Genomic DNA, 13,000 nt, shown 5'->3' on the forward strand with positions numbered 1-13,000 from the left:
GTTGTCTCCACAATGGGACAATCCCCTAGACGAGGAAGCCCTCACCCGCGCCTCCGGCGCGACCTCTCCCGCAAGCGGGAGAGGTTGCAGCGAGCTCGCCGCTAGGTCAGGCCCCGATCAGCCGGGCGGCGGACTGGATCACCTCGTCCAGCCCCCCGGTCAGCTTGAGGCCGCCCAGGCTCGCCAGGGCGTCCGGGGCGATCCAGCGGTGATCGTCGAGCTCGTCGTTCAGGACAGGCTCCCTGGCCACCCAACGGGCCGCAAAGGACATGATGAGGTAATGGCCGGCGCCGGGCGCGGCGGGCAGCACCTCGCGCCAGCCGGCAAGGCCGACGATCTCGATTCGGAGCCCGGTCTCCTCGTCGACCTCGCGGCTCAGGGCCTGGTGCAGCGATTCGCCGAACTCGACCCGGCCACCGGGCAGCGAATAGAACCCCTTCGCCGGCGAGCGGGCGCGGCGGGTCAGCAGCACCTTGCCGTCGCGGAAGATCGCGGCGCTGACGGCGAGCTGGGGGTGGGCGGGCTGAACGGGCGAAGCCATTTTCTGAAAGGACCTGTTGTGAAAGGACCTTGTTCTTAAAGCATCTGGCTCAGTTCGCCATGATGGTGTCGACGTCGGCCTCGGCGCCGCCATGGATGATGCCGCCGCAGGCCGCGATCAGCGGCTTGACCCAGAGCGCGGCCTGCTCGGCGAGGCGGATTCGGGTCGTATCTTTCTCGACCTCGCGCATGGCCGAGCCGACTGCGGTCAAAATCGAGGTCATGGTATCGGTGATGTGGTCGAACTGGGCACGCACGTTGGGATCGGCCTTCTCATAGGCCTCGATGGCGAGGTCGCGCGCCTTGAAGTTGGAGGCCGTAAAATGTTCGGCATAGGACAGCGGCGTCCAGGTCAAGAAATCGTCCGCGCATTCCGGCATGTCCGGAACCATTTCCAGCAGCATCACCGCTTCATTGAAATGGTTGAGATAGTCGGTGGCAAGCCCGGTCCGCGGGTTGATATTGGCCACGCGCAGCCGCTCGGCCCAGGCGGCGGCCTCGGGGCCCGTCTGTACATGCGTCCGCGCGGGTTTGGAGGCCGTTGAGCTCATCCGCCGCAGTGTTAACGTTCGGGGTTAAAAGGACCTGAACGGACCCTATATAGACACCCTGGGATGTGTGGACGCTTCGTCATAACTTCGGCCCCCGCGGCCTTGCGGCAATTGTTCGGCTATGTCGAGCAGCCGAATTTCCCGCCCCGGTACAACGTGGCGCCGACACAACCGATTCCGGTCGTTCTGATCGAGAACGGCGCGCGGCATTTCCGCTTGATGCGCTGGGGCCTGTTGCCCACCTGGGTCAAGGACCCTCGCGGCTTTACGCTGCTGATCAACGCACGCTCCGAAACCGTGCTGGAGAAGCCGGCCTTCAAGAACGCGATTCGCCGCCGCCGCGGTCTGATCCCGGCCGATGGCTACTATGAGTGGAAGACGGAGGGCGGCCGCAAGCAGCCCTTCTTCATCCACCGCGCCGACGGCGCGCCGCTTGGTTTCGCCGCATTGTTCGAGACATGGGCCGGGCCGAACGGCGAGGAGCTCGACACCGTCGCGATCGTCACGGCCGCGGCAGGCGAGGATCTCGCCGCGCTGCATGACCGCGTGCCCGTCACCATCAGCGAGCGCGATTTCGAGCGTTGGCTCGACGTCAGCGGCAACGAGGTCGACGCGATCCTGCCGCTGATGACCGCCCCGCGCAGCGGCGAATTCGCCTGGCACCCGGTCTCCACCCGCGTCAACCGCGTCGCCAATGACGACGAGCAGCTCTTGTTGCCGATCAGCGCGGAGCAGATGGAGGCGGAGGCGCCGAAGCCGAAGAAGGCAGTGCGGAAGGCCACAGCCGGGCCTGCCGATGACGGGCAGGGCTCGTTGTTCTAAGCCGCGGTGCCCACGAACTTTCTCTTCAACGCGCGATGGTGGGCACGCTTCGCTTTGCCCACCCTACGGCAGCGGAGGTTCAGACGACCTCCCTTGCCCTCAACCCCGCGATCTCCGCCGCATCGAATCCGAGCTCGCCCAGCACCGCGTCCGTATCCGCGCCGAGCTCCGGCGCCATCCGATCGAGCTTGCCGCCGCCATGGGCGAGCTTGAAGCCGCTGCCGGCAAAGCGCAGCCGGCCGTAGGGCGTGTCCAGCTCCTGGATCGCGCCGCGCGCCTTGATTTGCGGATGGTCGATCACTTCCTCGACCTTCCAGATGCTGGCGCAAGGTGCGCCCGCGTCTTCCAGAATGCTCTCCCATTCGCGCGCCGGCCGTGCCGCCAGCGCCGCCTCGATGATGGCGCGCAGCGCAGGTTCGTTCTCGTTGCGCGAAAACCAGTCGGCAAAGCGAGGATCAGACAGCGTGTCCTCGCGGCCGAGCGCAGCCATCAGCGCGCGATACTGCTTCTCGTTGTTGACGGCGAGCAGGATATGGCCGTCGCCGCATTTGAACAGGTTTGCCGTGGTCCTGCGGCTCACCGCCTGGTTGCCGGACAATGTCTGCCGATGGCCGGCGACCGACCAGTCCGCGATCTGGCCCGACAGAAACGCCAGCGTCGCCTCCAGCATGGAGACGTCGATCAACTGGCCCACGCCGGTGCGGTCGCGCTGGTACAGCGCGCTCGAGACGCCAAAAGCAGCGGTGGCGCCCGACAGCACATCGCAGACCGCAAAGCCGGCGCGCGTCGGTCCCGTCTCCGGATGGCCTGATATCGCCATGATGCCCGAGAGCGCCTGCATCTTGCCGTCATAGCCGGGCCGCAGGCGATCCGGGCCGGTCTGGCCGAAACCCGACACCGCGCAATAGATCAGCTTGGGGTTGATCGCCGAGAGCGCTTCATAGCCGATGCCGAGCTTGTCCATGACGCCCGGACGGAAATTCTCCATGACGACGTCGACGCGGCTTGCGAGCTTCTTCACGATCGCGATCGCCTCCGGCTTCTGCAGATCGAGCGTCAGGCTGCGCTTGTTGCCGTTGACGGCCTGGAACGCCGGCGCCAGCCCGCGGTCGGCCCATTCCCGGGAGAGCGGCGTGCGGCGCATGTCCTCGCCCTCGCGCCGCTCGACCTTGATGACGTCGGCGCCGAGCAGCGCGAGCTGGTAGCTGGCATAGGGGCCGGCCAGCACTTGCGTGAAGTCCAGGATCTTCACGCCCTCGAACGGTCGCGTCACGTCGCTCTCCCTTTTTGTTTTGGTTATCGGAGGACGTCAGGCGGCGCGGTTGCCGCGCGCGATCTCCTTCTGCTTGTCGAATTCGGCGCGGCGGCGCGCCAGCTCCTCCGGCGAAAGCTGCGCGACGTTGTTGTAGTCGAGCTTCCAGGAGGCGTCCTCGCTCCAGCGCAGCGGCGACTGCATCGTCGTCTGCGGGCCGCTCGCGCTCTCCAGCAGCGTGAGCGCGAGCTCCAGCGTCTGCGCCTGCGAGGCGACGTCGTGCGGCTTGCCGGCGGAATTGCCGAGCGGGAAATCCGAGAACAGGAAGCGCGGCGCGGCGGCGTGCTCGATGATGTCCTTGGCGCAGCCCATGATCACGGTCGGAATGCCGCCGGCTTCGAGATGCCGCGCCACCAGCGCCGTGGTCTGGTGGCAGACCGGGCAGTTCGGCACCAGCACCGCCGCGTCGACCTTGTCGGCAAGGCAGCGCGCCAGGATCTCCGGCGCGTCGGTGTCGAGCGTGACGCGATGGCTGCGATTGGTCGGCGTGCCGAAGAAGCGCTGGCTCACTTCGCCGATCCGGCCGGCGGCGGACGCCTTCAACAGCTGCGGCAGCGGAAACCAGGTGCCGCTGTCCGTCGCCGAGGTGTGCTTGCGGTCGTAGCCGATATGCGAGATGCGCAGGTCGTGCTGCTTCGACGTGTCGCCGTCATAGACCTGGTAGAACTTCGCGCTGCCGTTATACGCCGCGCCCGGCCCCTGGTCGCCCTTGGCGGGATCGTACGGGGCGGCGGTCGTGATGATGGTCACGCGCGACTTCGCCAGCGGCTTCTTCAGCGGCTGGAACGGCGCTGAGGTGTAATGCGCCCAGCGATACGGCGTGGTGTAGCCGATCGCCGCGTAATAATCCCGCGTGCGCTGCATGTAGGGGACGGGAGAATCATAATCGGGCGCAAAGCCGAATTCGTCGTCGCGCGGAGCGGACATGGGCGCGTCTCCTGGTTCTTGGTTGGGACCAGACTAGAGGTAGTTTTGGGGTTGCTCAACGGGGGGCAGGGCGGCGCAGGACAGGATTGCAGCTCCGCGGGTGCTGTTTTTCCCCTCTCCCCTTGTGGGCAGGGCATTCGCATATGGTGTGCAGGATGCAGCGGCATCGCTCCCTCCCCCGCTTGCGGGGCAGGGCTATCGCATATGGCGCTTTGCGAGACCTGAGCGCGCGCCTCGTCCTTCGAGACGACCGCTTCGCGGTCTCCTCAGGATGAGGCTAACAGCATTGGTGCTCGTTGAAACTGGTGCCGCGCGCCCGCATCCTCATCCTGAGGGCCCGCCAACGGCGGGCGTCTCGAAGGATGGCCACAGGCGAGATCGGCTCCATATGCGATTGCCCTGGCTTGCGGGGGAGGGTCGGGGAGAGGGTGTCTCCGCGCAGGGATTATTGAGAATAACTGAGGACGTCCCTGCGCGGCGAGAGCCCTCACCCGCCGCGCTCTGCGAGCGCGTCGGCCTCTCCCGCAAGCGGGAGAGGCGGAGCAAGCCTGCAGACAATCCCCGTGTCATTCATATGCGATTGCTCTGCCTCTCCAGGGGAGGGCGAAGCGCTTCACCTACCTGAACACATGCAGCGCCGCGTATTGCAGCAGCATGATCGCCTTGGCGTCGATGATGCGGCCGTCGGCGATCATCGCCAGGGCCTCGTCGATGGAAAGCTCCAGCACCTCGATGTCCTCGCCCTCGTGCGCGAGGCCGCCGCCGTCGCTCACCCGCATCTCAGGCTCGTACTCGGCGACGAAGAAATGCAGCTTCTCGGTGATGGCGCCGGGGCTCATGAAGGCCTCGAACACCTTGTGGACGTGGTGCAGGCGATAGCCGGTTTCCTCCTCCGCCTCGGCGCGGATCCGCTCCTCGGGCTCGGCATTGTCCAAGACGCCGGCGGCCGCCTCGATCAGGAGGTCGTCGTAGCCGCGGATGAAGGCCGGAAGGCGGAATTGTTTCACCAGGATCACCGTCCGCCGCGCGCGATTATACGGCAGCACGGCGGCGGCGTTGTCGCGCTCATAGGTCTCGCGGTGCTGCGTCTGCCATTCGCCGCTGGCGCGCCGGTACTCGAACGTCGTGGTCTTCAGCGTGGTCCAGCCGTCCGAGAGCACGCGGACGTCCTTGATGCGGACGCGGTCGGAAATGGTCATGGCGGGATCTCAATTGCTTGGCGTCGTGGCGCGGCCGTCGAGCCACTTCTGGAACATCACGGAGGTCGATAGCTCGAAGCCCAGCGAGCCGTAGAACGCATGGGCCTCGGCATTCTCGCGCCGGACCAGGAGCTGCAGCTTCGAGATTCCGGCCGCACGCAGCCAGTCCTCGGCCGCGGCCATGATGAGGCGGCCGAAGCCGCGCTTCTGGCAGTCTGGATCGACCGCGACGTAGTAGACCCAGCCGCGATGGCCGTCATGGCCGACCATGATTGTTGCTGCGATCGCGCCGTTGTCGCGGCCGATGAGCACGGTGGAATTGTCGCGCCGCCGCGCCAGCGCGATGTCGGCATGGGGATCGTTCCAGGGCCGCGTCAGGCCGCAGCGCTGCCACAGTGCGACGACCGGCTCGACATCGGCATCGGTGATGGTGTCGATCGCAAGCGCGCTCACAGCACCTTCCCCGGATTCATGATGCCGAGCGGGTCGAGCATCGCCTTGATCGCGCGCATCAGCTCGATCGCGGTCTTGTCCTTGACGTCGGGCAGCTCGTCGCGCTTGAGCACGCCGATGCCGTGCTCGGCGGAGATCGAGCCGCCCATGCGCAGCACGATCTCGAACACCACCGCGTTCACCTCGTGCCAGCGGGCCAGGTAGTCCGCGGTGTTGGCGCCGATCGGCTGGCTGACATTGTAGTGCAGATTGCCGTCGCCGAGATGGCCGAACGGCACCGGCCGCGCGCCCGGGATCAGCTTCACCACGGCGGCGTCGGCCTCGGCGATGAAGGCGGGCACGGCGGCGACGGGAACGGAGATGTCGTGCTTGATCGAGCCGCCCTCCGGCTTCTGCGCCGCCGACATCTCCTCGCGCAGCTTCCAGAAATTGTTGCGCTGGGCAAGGCTCGACGCGATCACGGCGTCGTCGACGATCTCCTCCTCCATGGCGCGGCCGAGGATCGTCTCCAGCGGCGTGCGGGCGTCGTCGCTGGCTGCGGACAATTCCATCAGCACGTACCAGGGGTGTTTTTCTGCGAGCGGATCGCGCACGTCGATGCCGTGGCGGACCGAGAAGTCCACCGCCATCTGCGACAGCAGCTCGAAGCTCGTCAGCGCGTTGGCGGCTTCGCTCTGCGCGATCGTCAGCAGCTTCAAGGCTGCGTCCGGCGATTTCAGGCCGACATAGGCGGTCTCGACCGACCGCGGCTTCGGAAACAGTTTTAAGGTCGCCGCCGTGATAATGCCGAGCGTGCCTTCGGCGCCGATGAAGAGATTGTGCAGATTGTAGCCGGTGTTGTCCTTCTTCAGCTTCGACAGCACATTAAGCACGCGTCCGTCGGCGAGCACCACCTCGAGGCCCAGCGCCATCTCGCGCGCGACGCCATAGGCGAGCGCGGCGGTGCCGCCGGCATTGGTGGAGAGATTGCCGCCGATAGTGCAGCTGCCTTCGGCGCCCAGCGACAGCGGAAACAGCCGGTCCACCTCGGCGGCCTTCTGTTGCGCCACCTGCAGCACCACGCCGGCTTCGACCGTCATGGTGTTGGAGGCGGTGTCGATCTCGCGGATCTTGTCGAGGCGCCGCAGCGACACCACGACCTCGCCATTGTGCGGCGTCTGGCCGCCGACGAGCCCGGTGTTGCCACCCTGCGGCACCAGCGCGATTCTGTGCGCGGAGGCGAGCTTGCAGATTTCAGAGACCTCCGCCGTCGAGCCCGGCCGCAGCACCAGCGGCGAGCGGCCGTGGAACAGATTGCGCTCCTCGGTGACGTAAGGCTGGATGTCGTTCGCATCGGTGATGGCATGACGCTCGCCGACGATCTTACGGAATTGCTCGATCAGCTCGGGCGCAAGCGGAGGGACGGCAGGTGTATTGACGTTCATTCTCGTGTCTCTTCTTCCACTCTTATCCCTTGCGCATGATCTTATCGGAAAACCGCTGCACACTTTGTGCTAACGCGTTCGAGTCCGGATCATGCGCTATCGCGCCACGGCCGCGCGCCGCAGCCGGTCGTTGATCGCTTCGCCAAGCTCTTGCTCGGGAATTGCCATCACCGCAATCGCCCGCGGGCCCGTCGCATCCAGGCTGCGAAGATAGCCGAACAGATTGGCGGCGGCTTCATCGAGATCACCGCTGGGCGACAAATTCATGACGGCCGACGCGGTATCGGCGCCAGGCAGGCGCGTGGAGCCGAACGCCAGCAGCGCCTCGCCGGGCGCAACCTCGCGCGCGTTGAGCCGCACGGAAGCGCGCGGCGCGTAATGCGAAGCCAGCATGCCCGGCGCCAGCGGCTGGCTGTCGTCGCTTTCGGCTTCCAGCGGCGGCCGCGCCAAGGTCGCCCCAAGCACCGCCTCGATCCGCTCGCGCGACAAGCCGCCGGGCCGCAGCAGCATCGCCGTCTCGAAGCAGCCGACGATGGTCGATTCGACGCCGACCGTCACAGGCCCGCCGTCGATGATCAGGTCGATCCGCCCCGCCAAGTCGCTCTCGACATGGGCGGCCAGCGTCGGCGAGACGTGGCCGGAGATGTTGGCGGACGGCGCCACCACGGCCCCGCCAAAGGCGCGCAGGATCGCCTGCGCGACGGGATGGGCGGGAATACGGATCGCGACGGTGTCGAGGCCGGCGGTGGCGAGATCCGCCACCGGGCAGCCTTCCGTCTTCGGCACCACCAGCGTCAGGGGCCCCGGCCAGAACGCCTCCGCCAGCTTCAACGCGCGCGCGTCGAACCGCCCGATCCGCCGCGCAGCCGGGATATCAGCGACATGCGCGATCAGCGGATTGAACGCCGGCCGCCCCTTGGCGGCGTAGAGATGGGCGATGGCGGTGGCATTGGCGGCGTCCGCCCCGAGCCCGTAAACCGTCTCGGTCGGAAACGCGACCAGCCCGCCGGCGGCCAAGGCCCTGGCGGCAGCCTCCGCGCCGGCCGCGCCAGCCGGTAAAATCAGCGTTTCAAGGCCCGTTTTCACAGGGACAAAATTCCTCATCTCGGCCGCTTGCGGTGCGTCAAACCCGACGCTATAAGCCGCCTTCTTGTCGGAGTGTGGCTCAGCCCGGTAGAGCACTGCGTTCGGGACGCAGGGGTCGCAGGTTCGAATCCTGCCACTCCGACCATTCTTCCAAAAATCGACGTTTTCCAGAGGCTCGGCAGACCGGCCGCCAGCGCCTCGGAACGCCTTTCTGCAACGATTTCGGGATCGGGTCCACGGCCGATTTGGCCGGGCAGGGCGGCGTGAGCGCGCGGCATCGCTTGTCCCTTGCATGCGCCGACTGAATCGAGCTCCCCGCGCACAGGTGGTTGTCTTTCAACTCGCGGTAGTGCGATGCTATCGCTTCCTCTGGGGGGAGTGATATCGTGGCAAAAGTGGAGATTGATCCCGTCGATGGTCTGATGGTCGACGTCGTTGGGCCTTGGGCGTCTGAAAAGCACCAGCGCTTGAGTGAGTATATCAAGCTGGCGCGGGGCGCTCGTGCCAACTTCGTTCCGCCGAAGGGGACGGGCGGAGCTTCTTACATCGAGCTGTTCTCCGCGTCCGGTCGGTCCCGAATTGAGGGGACTTCGACCTATATCGATGGAAGCCCGCTCGTTGCATATAAGGCTGCTCGGGCTAGCGGTGTTCGATTCTCTGATCTTCACTTCAACGATATCGAACCTACAAAGGCGCACGCCTTAGATGCTCGAATTCGCGCTTTGGGAGGGGCTGCGGTCGTCCATAACAAGCCCGCTCTGGAGGCAATTGACGACATCGTTTTCGCGCTCAACCCATCGGGGCTGCACTTCGCATTTCTTGATCCATACAATCTCGAGTACCTCTCCTTCGAGCTCATTGAGAAGTTGGCGCGATTCAAACATATGGATATGCTAGTGCACGTGAGTGTGCAGGACCTTCAGAGGAATCTCGATCGTTATAGCGTTCAAGGCGGCGCGCTCGACAAATTCGCGCCCGGCTGGCGCAACCGAGTGAATCCCAACCAAGCGAACAATGCTTTTCGGGCTGCGTTGATGGAGTATTGGTTGGAGGAAATTCGCAAGCTTGGAACTATGCCTGCGCATGGAGCCGAACTCGTCGTTGGATCGAAGGGACAGCGCCTGTATTGGCTGATGTTCGTTGCCGCTCACGATTTAGCGCAAAAGCTTTGGAATGCTGTCCGGAATCCTGGTGGGCAGAGAGAAATGGGCTTTTGACATGGCTGACACGTCAATTGAATGGACGGATGTTACTTGGAACCCAGTCGCCGGTTGTACGGTGCTCTCGCCAGGCTGCACGAATTGTTACGCTATGCGAATGGCCGCACGACTCGATGCGATGGGAATGGCGAAGTATCGCGGTCTGACCCGTAAGAGCGGCGGCCGCGCGAAATGGAATGGGAAAATTAGGCTGGATCGAGAGGTGCTCACAGCGCCAGCAAAATGGAAGCGACCTCGTCGCGTCTTTGTCAATTCAATGTCGGATCTATTTCACGAATCTGTGCCTGAGAAATTCGTTGCAAATGTTTGGGATGTAATGGCGTCGAACCCACAGCACACTTTTCAGATACTCACGAAGCGCCCCAGCCGAATGGCAGACGTCACAGCAAGCCTCGGGGTCTTGCCCAACGTCTGGCTCGGGACAAGTGTTGAAAGTTCTGCGTATCTCAATCGGATCGACGATCTGCGCAGGGTAACCGCGGCTGTGCGGTTTATTTCGTTCGAGCCACTATTGGGGTCGGTAGCTGGCGCGAACCTCGTGGGGATTCAGTGGGTGATCGTGGGAGGCGAGAGCGGACCACGTGCACGGCCAATGGCCGAGGAATGGGTGGACGAGATCGAGGCTGCGTGTCGCGAGGCCAATGCGGCATTCTTCTTCAAGCAATGGGGCGGTGTTCGAAAGAAGGCGACTGGAAGGACCTATCGGGAAGCTACGTTCGATGAAATGCCTGTCGTAGCCTAAGCTCAGACGTGCCCTACAAGACTGACTGAGGAATTGCCTACCTTCTCGCCACCAACACCCCCACCAGAAACGCTACCATCAGCGCCGGCAGCGGGGCCTCGCGCACCATGCCGCGGACCATGTCGGGCCAGTGCTGCTCGGGGACCAGTCGCGGGGACCGCACGTTCGGCGCCGATTCAATGCCCCAGTGTGATGCGAGCTCGGCGACCTCGCTCTCCGCCAGCCGTACGCCGTCGCGGACGCGGAAGATCGCGGCGTCCGCGCGCTCGCGCGGGGCGAGCTGCATCAGCGTCGCGACCGCCGTGCGCAACGTCATCTCGCCAAAACCTTGCAGCCGCACCTGCTCCTCGGGCTCGGACGTCATGCGAAATCCCTCACGGGGCTAAAACCTCACGGTGCAAAGTGGCGTGCGGGGGCGAACGCCGCCGTCGCGCACAGGACCAGCGTGGATACCGCGCCGGCCACCCCGCGTGCGAGATCGGCCCGCGTCGGGTGCCTGGCCGTGATCGTGCTCCATGCTCTCAGGGAAATGGCGGCGGTGGAGCTTGGTTCCCTTGCGAGGGACGCGAATCGCGGAAGGTCCGATTACTTCCGCAGCAATTCGCTCAAGGCCGCCGTCGCCTCGGCGCAGCGGATGTCGTCGATCTCGCGCGAGAGGCTGAGCGCGCTCGCTTTCAGCTCTTCGATCTTCCAGCTGTCCGGATGCTGGCTTTCAAGCTGACCCAGGCGCTTGTTCAGTTCGTCCAGTCTCGATTGGAGGTGCCCGATGCTGGCATCCCCATTCACTTTCCAAACGCGTTGTGCACGCATCGTCGTTCCCCTGATCGTCTCACGGCTTTGTGAGAGCGGTTCGTGGCCGGAATGGGAGTTTGTTTTGTCCGGCTTCAGATCGCGGGGAACCGTTGCATATCCGCAACTAGTTCCCGATTCTTGGCGAATGATCGGGCGGCTCCGCACGATGATACCCGCAGGCATGGAATTTGATTGTGTCCCGTCACGACGATCGAGCGAGCCGACCTGTGCGCGCGGTGCGCCGCTCGATAGGCTCGGGCTCGAGGCACTGCGAACAACGAAGGAATGACGCGTGGCGAGATTTGTGACTGTTGCAGCCGGCCAGCTTGGCCCGATCGCCAGGACCGAGAGCAGGACTGAAGTGGTGGCCCGGCTGATGGCCTTGATGCGCGAGGCGAAGGCGTGCGGCTGCGACCTGATCGTCTATCCCGAGCTCGCGCTGACGACGTTCTTCCCGCGCTGGTATTTCGAGGATCAGGCCGAGATCGACAGTTTCTTCGAGCGCGAGATGCCAGGCCCGGAGACGCAGGCCCTGTTCGACCTGGCACGTGAGCTCGGGATCGGCTTTTGCCTCGGCTATGCCGAGCTTGCGGTCGAGGCCAGCGTCACCCGTCGCTACAACACGTCCATTCTCGTCGACAAGAGCGGCGCGATCGTCTCGAAATACCGCAAGGTCCATCTGCCCGGCCATGCCGAGCACGAGCCTTGGCGGAAATTTCAGCATCTGGAGAAGCGCTATTTCGAGCCGGGCAGCGGCTTCAGCATCGCCAGCGCCTTCGGCGGCGTGATGGGCATGGCGATCTGCAACGACCGCCGCTGGAGCGAGACCTATCGGGTGATGGGCCTGCAGGGCGTCGAGATGGTAATGATCGGCTACAACACGCCGGTGCATAATCCGCCCGCGCCCGAGCATGACGATCTCTCGCTATTTCACAATCATCTCGTGATGCAGTCCGGCGCCTATCAGAACGGCACCTTCGTGGTCGGCGTCGCCAAGGCCGGCGTCGAGGAGGGTGTCGACCACATCGGCGGCAGCTGCATCATCGCGCCCTCGGGCGAGATCATCGCGAGATGCACGACCAAGGGCGACGAGCTGGCGCTCGCCCGCTGCGATCTCGATCTCTGCAATTCCTACAAGCGCACCACCTTCAATTTCGACGTCCACCGCCAGCCGCATGCCTATGGGATGATCGTCGAACGGAAGGGCGTGACGACGATGGCGGATGGCGCGCCGGTGTTGCGGAAGGGGTGAGGCTGATCCTAGCCACCTTGCTTCGTCGAACAGTGAAAGCGACTCTCGCCAGTTCCGTCATCCTGAGGCGCGAGACATGCGACGCAGCGCGGCGCATGGGGAGCCTCGAAGGATGAACGGCCCCGATGCAGCCGGGCCGTCGCCCTTCGAGGCTCGCCGAAGAGGCGAGCACCTCAGGGTGACGGTGATGGAGTTCCCCTGTGTCGGCCTCTGTCAATCCCTTCATCTGAAAATATTCCACTTTACCGAAATTCGGTTTTGGCGTATGTGTCGGCCATCCCGGCTCATCCAGGAGGGGCGATCATGCGGTCGTCAATTTCGCGAGCCGGGCTTGCGGTGGACGCGGCAGCGTCGGCATGAGATGGCGCGGGCAGGGCGGGTAGTCCCTGTGAGCCCGTGGCCGCGTGCGGACGAACGGCGCTGCTAGGCTTCGTCTCGCCTGTAAGTTTCCGGCTCCGTCGACAGGGCTGGAAAAACTGCGGCGACATGGCGGGCCGTGCGTACGGCAAAACCGTGTGGTCCTGGCCGTCGTTGCTACGGTCAAGCCGGATCGAAGATGCGCGCGAGCCCAACCGGGTGGACGGCATCGCCAATTCGACCGGCGAGGGAGGCCAGAAGGAAAGTTCGGCTCCCGGGAGAGCACGGCATAAGCCGTCCGACCACCGCGCAGGGAAGGCCGA

General features: G+C 64.7%; 15 protein-coding genes and 1 tRNA gene. 6 read left to right on the plus strand and 10 right to left on the minus strand.

Annotation, left to right across the window (positions count from 1 at the left end):
- Window positions 1-106 precede the first annotated feature (106 nt).
- Both E4K64_RS32565 and E4K64_RS32570 read right to left on the minus strand, forming a co-directional pair.
- Entirely contained in the window at window positions 107-541 is a 435-nt protein-coding gene (locus tag E4K64_RS32565; RefSeq protein WP_135167050.1) for an NUDIX hydrolase, read from the minus strand.
- Window positions 542-590: 49 nt separating this feature from the next.
- Entirely contained in the window at window positions 591-1,091 is a 501-nt protein-coding gene (locus tag E4K64_RS32570; protein WP_135167051.1) for a hypothetical protein, read from the minus strand.
- Between the two features lie 63 nt (window positions 1,092-1,154).
- Here E4K64_RS32570 and E4K64_RS32575 point away from each other — a divergent pair, with 63 nt between their 5' ends.
- Window positions 1,155-1,913: an SOS response-associated peptidase gene (locus tag E4K64_RS32575; RefSeq protein ID WP_135167052.1), complete on the plus strand. Its 759-nt coding sequence runs from the start codon at window positions 1,155-1,157 to the stop codon at window positions 1,911-1,913.
- A 79-nt stretch (window positions 1,914-1,992) separates the two neighbouring features.
- On the opposite strand, the gene E4K64_RS32580 is transcribed toward E4K64_RS32575, so the two are convergent.
- From E4K64_RS32580 to E4K64_RS32605, 6 genes are all read right to left on the minus strand, one after another.
- Complete coding sequence (locus E4K64_RS32580) at window positions 1,993-3,186, minus strand: CaiB/BaiF CoA transferase family protein (protein WP_135167053.1); 1,194 nt, start codon at window positions 3,184-3,186, stop codon at window positions 1,993-1,995.
- Between the two features lie 36 nt (window positions 3,187-3,222).
- On the minus strand, window positions 3,223-4,152 hold the full coding sequence (locus tag E4K64_RS32585; RefSeq protein WP_135167054.1) for a glycine/sarcosine/betaine reductase selenoprotein B family protein: 930 nt from the start codon (window positions 4,150-4,152) through the stop codon (window positions 3,223-3,225).
- Window positions 4,153-4,769: 617 nt separating this feature from the next.
- On the minus strand, window positions 4,770-5,351 hold the full coding sequence (locus tag E4K64_RS32590; RefSeq protein WP_135167055.1) for an NUDIX hydrolase: 582 nt from the start codon (window positions 5,349-5,351) through the stop codon (window positions 4,770-4,772).
- A 9-nt stretch (window positions 5,352-5,360) separates the two neighbouring features.
- A complete protein-coding gene (locus tag E4K64_RS32595) occupies window positions 5,361-5,804 on the minus strand; it encodes a GNAT family acetyltransferase (RefSeq protein WP_135167056.1) in 444 nt (147 codons plus the stop codon).
- Window positions 5,801-7,228: an FAD-binding oxidoreductase gene (locus E4K64_RS32600; RefSeq protein ID WP_135167057.1), complete on the minus strand. Its 1,428-nt coding sequence runs from the start codon at window positions 7,226-7,228 to the stop codon at window positions 5,801-5,803. The genes E4K64_RS32595 and E4K64_RS32600 overlap by 4 nt, the downstream gene beginning before the upstream one ends.
- Window positions 7,229-7,324: 96 nt before the next feature.
- On the minus strand, window positions 7,325-8,314 hold the full coding sequence (locus E4K64_RS32605; protein WP_135167058.1) for an L-threonylcarbamoyladenylate synthase: 990 nt from the start codon (window positions 8,312-8,314) through the stop codon (window positions 7,325-7,327).
- 68 nt (window positions 8,315-8,382) lie between these two features.
- On the opposite strand from E4K64_RS32605, the gene E4K64_RS32610 reads away from it, so the two are divergent.
- The 3 genes from E4K64_RS32610 to E4K64_RS32620 all read left to right on the plus strand — a co-directional run bounded on the left by E4K64_RS32610 (window position 8,383) and on the right by E4K64_RS32620 (window position 10,276).
- Window positions 8,383-8,459: transfer RNA gene (locus tag E4K64_RS32610), tRNA-Pro, on the plus strand.
- Window positions 8,460-8,700: 241 nt separating this feature from the next.
- Window positions 8,701-9,531, plus strand: a complete 831-nt coding sequence (gene tcmP, locus E4K64_RS32615; RefSeq protein ID WP_135167059.1) for a three-Cys-motif partner protein TcmP — start codon at window positions 8,701-8,703, stop codon at window positions 9,529-9,531.
- A 1-nt stretch (window position 9,532) separates the two neighbouring features.
- The gene (locus tag E4K64_RS32620; protein ID WP_135167060.1) at window positions 9,533-10,276 is read left to right on the plus strand and encodes a DUF5131 family protein; all 744 of its coding nucleotides are present in this window, start codon (window positions 9,533-9,535) and stop codon (window positions 10,274-10,276) included.
- A 37-nt stretch (window positions 10,277-10,313) separates the two neighbouring features.
- Here the strand turns inward: E4K64_RS32620 and E4K64_RS32625 are convergent, their stop codons facing one another.
- Together E4K64_RS32625 and E4K64_RS32630 are read right to left on the minus strand one after the other, a co-directional pair.
- The gene (locus tag E4K64_RS32625) at window positions 10,314-10,640 is read right to left on the minus strand and encodes a hypothetical protein (RefSeq protein ID WP_135167061.1); all 327 of its coding nucleotides are present in this window, start codon (window positions 10,638-10,640) and stop codon (window positions 10,314-10,316) included.
- A 221-nt stretch (window positions 10,641-10,861) separates the two neighbouring features.
- Window positions 10,862-11,086, minus strand: a complete 225-nt coding sequence (locus E4K64_RS32630) for a hypothetical protein (RefSeq protein WP_135167062.1) — start codon at window positions 11,084-11,086, stop codon at window positions 10,862-10,864.
- 274 nt (window positions 11,087-11,360) lie between these two features.
- On the opposite strand from E4K64_RS32630, the gene E4K64_RS32635 reads away from it, so the two are divergent.
- Window positions 11,361-12,320 carry an N-carbamoyl-D-amino-acid hydrolase gene (locus E4K64_RS32635; RefSeq protein ID WP_135167063.1) on the plus strand — a complete coding sequence of 320 codons (960 nt, stop codon included), beginning with the start codon at window positions 11,361-11,363 and terminating at the stop codon, window positions 12,318-12,320.
- Between the two features lie 486 nt (window positions 12,321-12,806).
- The coding region (locus tag E4K64_RS40905) for a hypothetical protein (RefSeq protein WP_209311955.1) at window positions 12,807-13,000 on the plus strand (194 nt) is incomplete at its 3' end.

The sequence above is a fragment of the Bradyrhizobium frederickii genome, from assembly GCF_004570865.1.
Taxonomy (GTDB): Bacteria; Pseudomonadota; Alphaproteobacteria; order Rhizobiales; family Xanthobacteraceae; genus Bradyrhizobium; species Bradyrhizobium frederickii.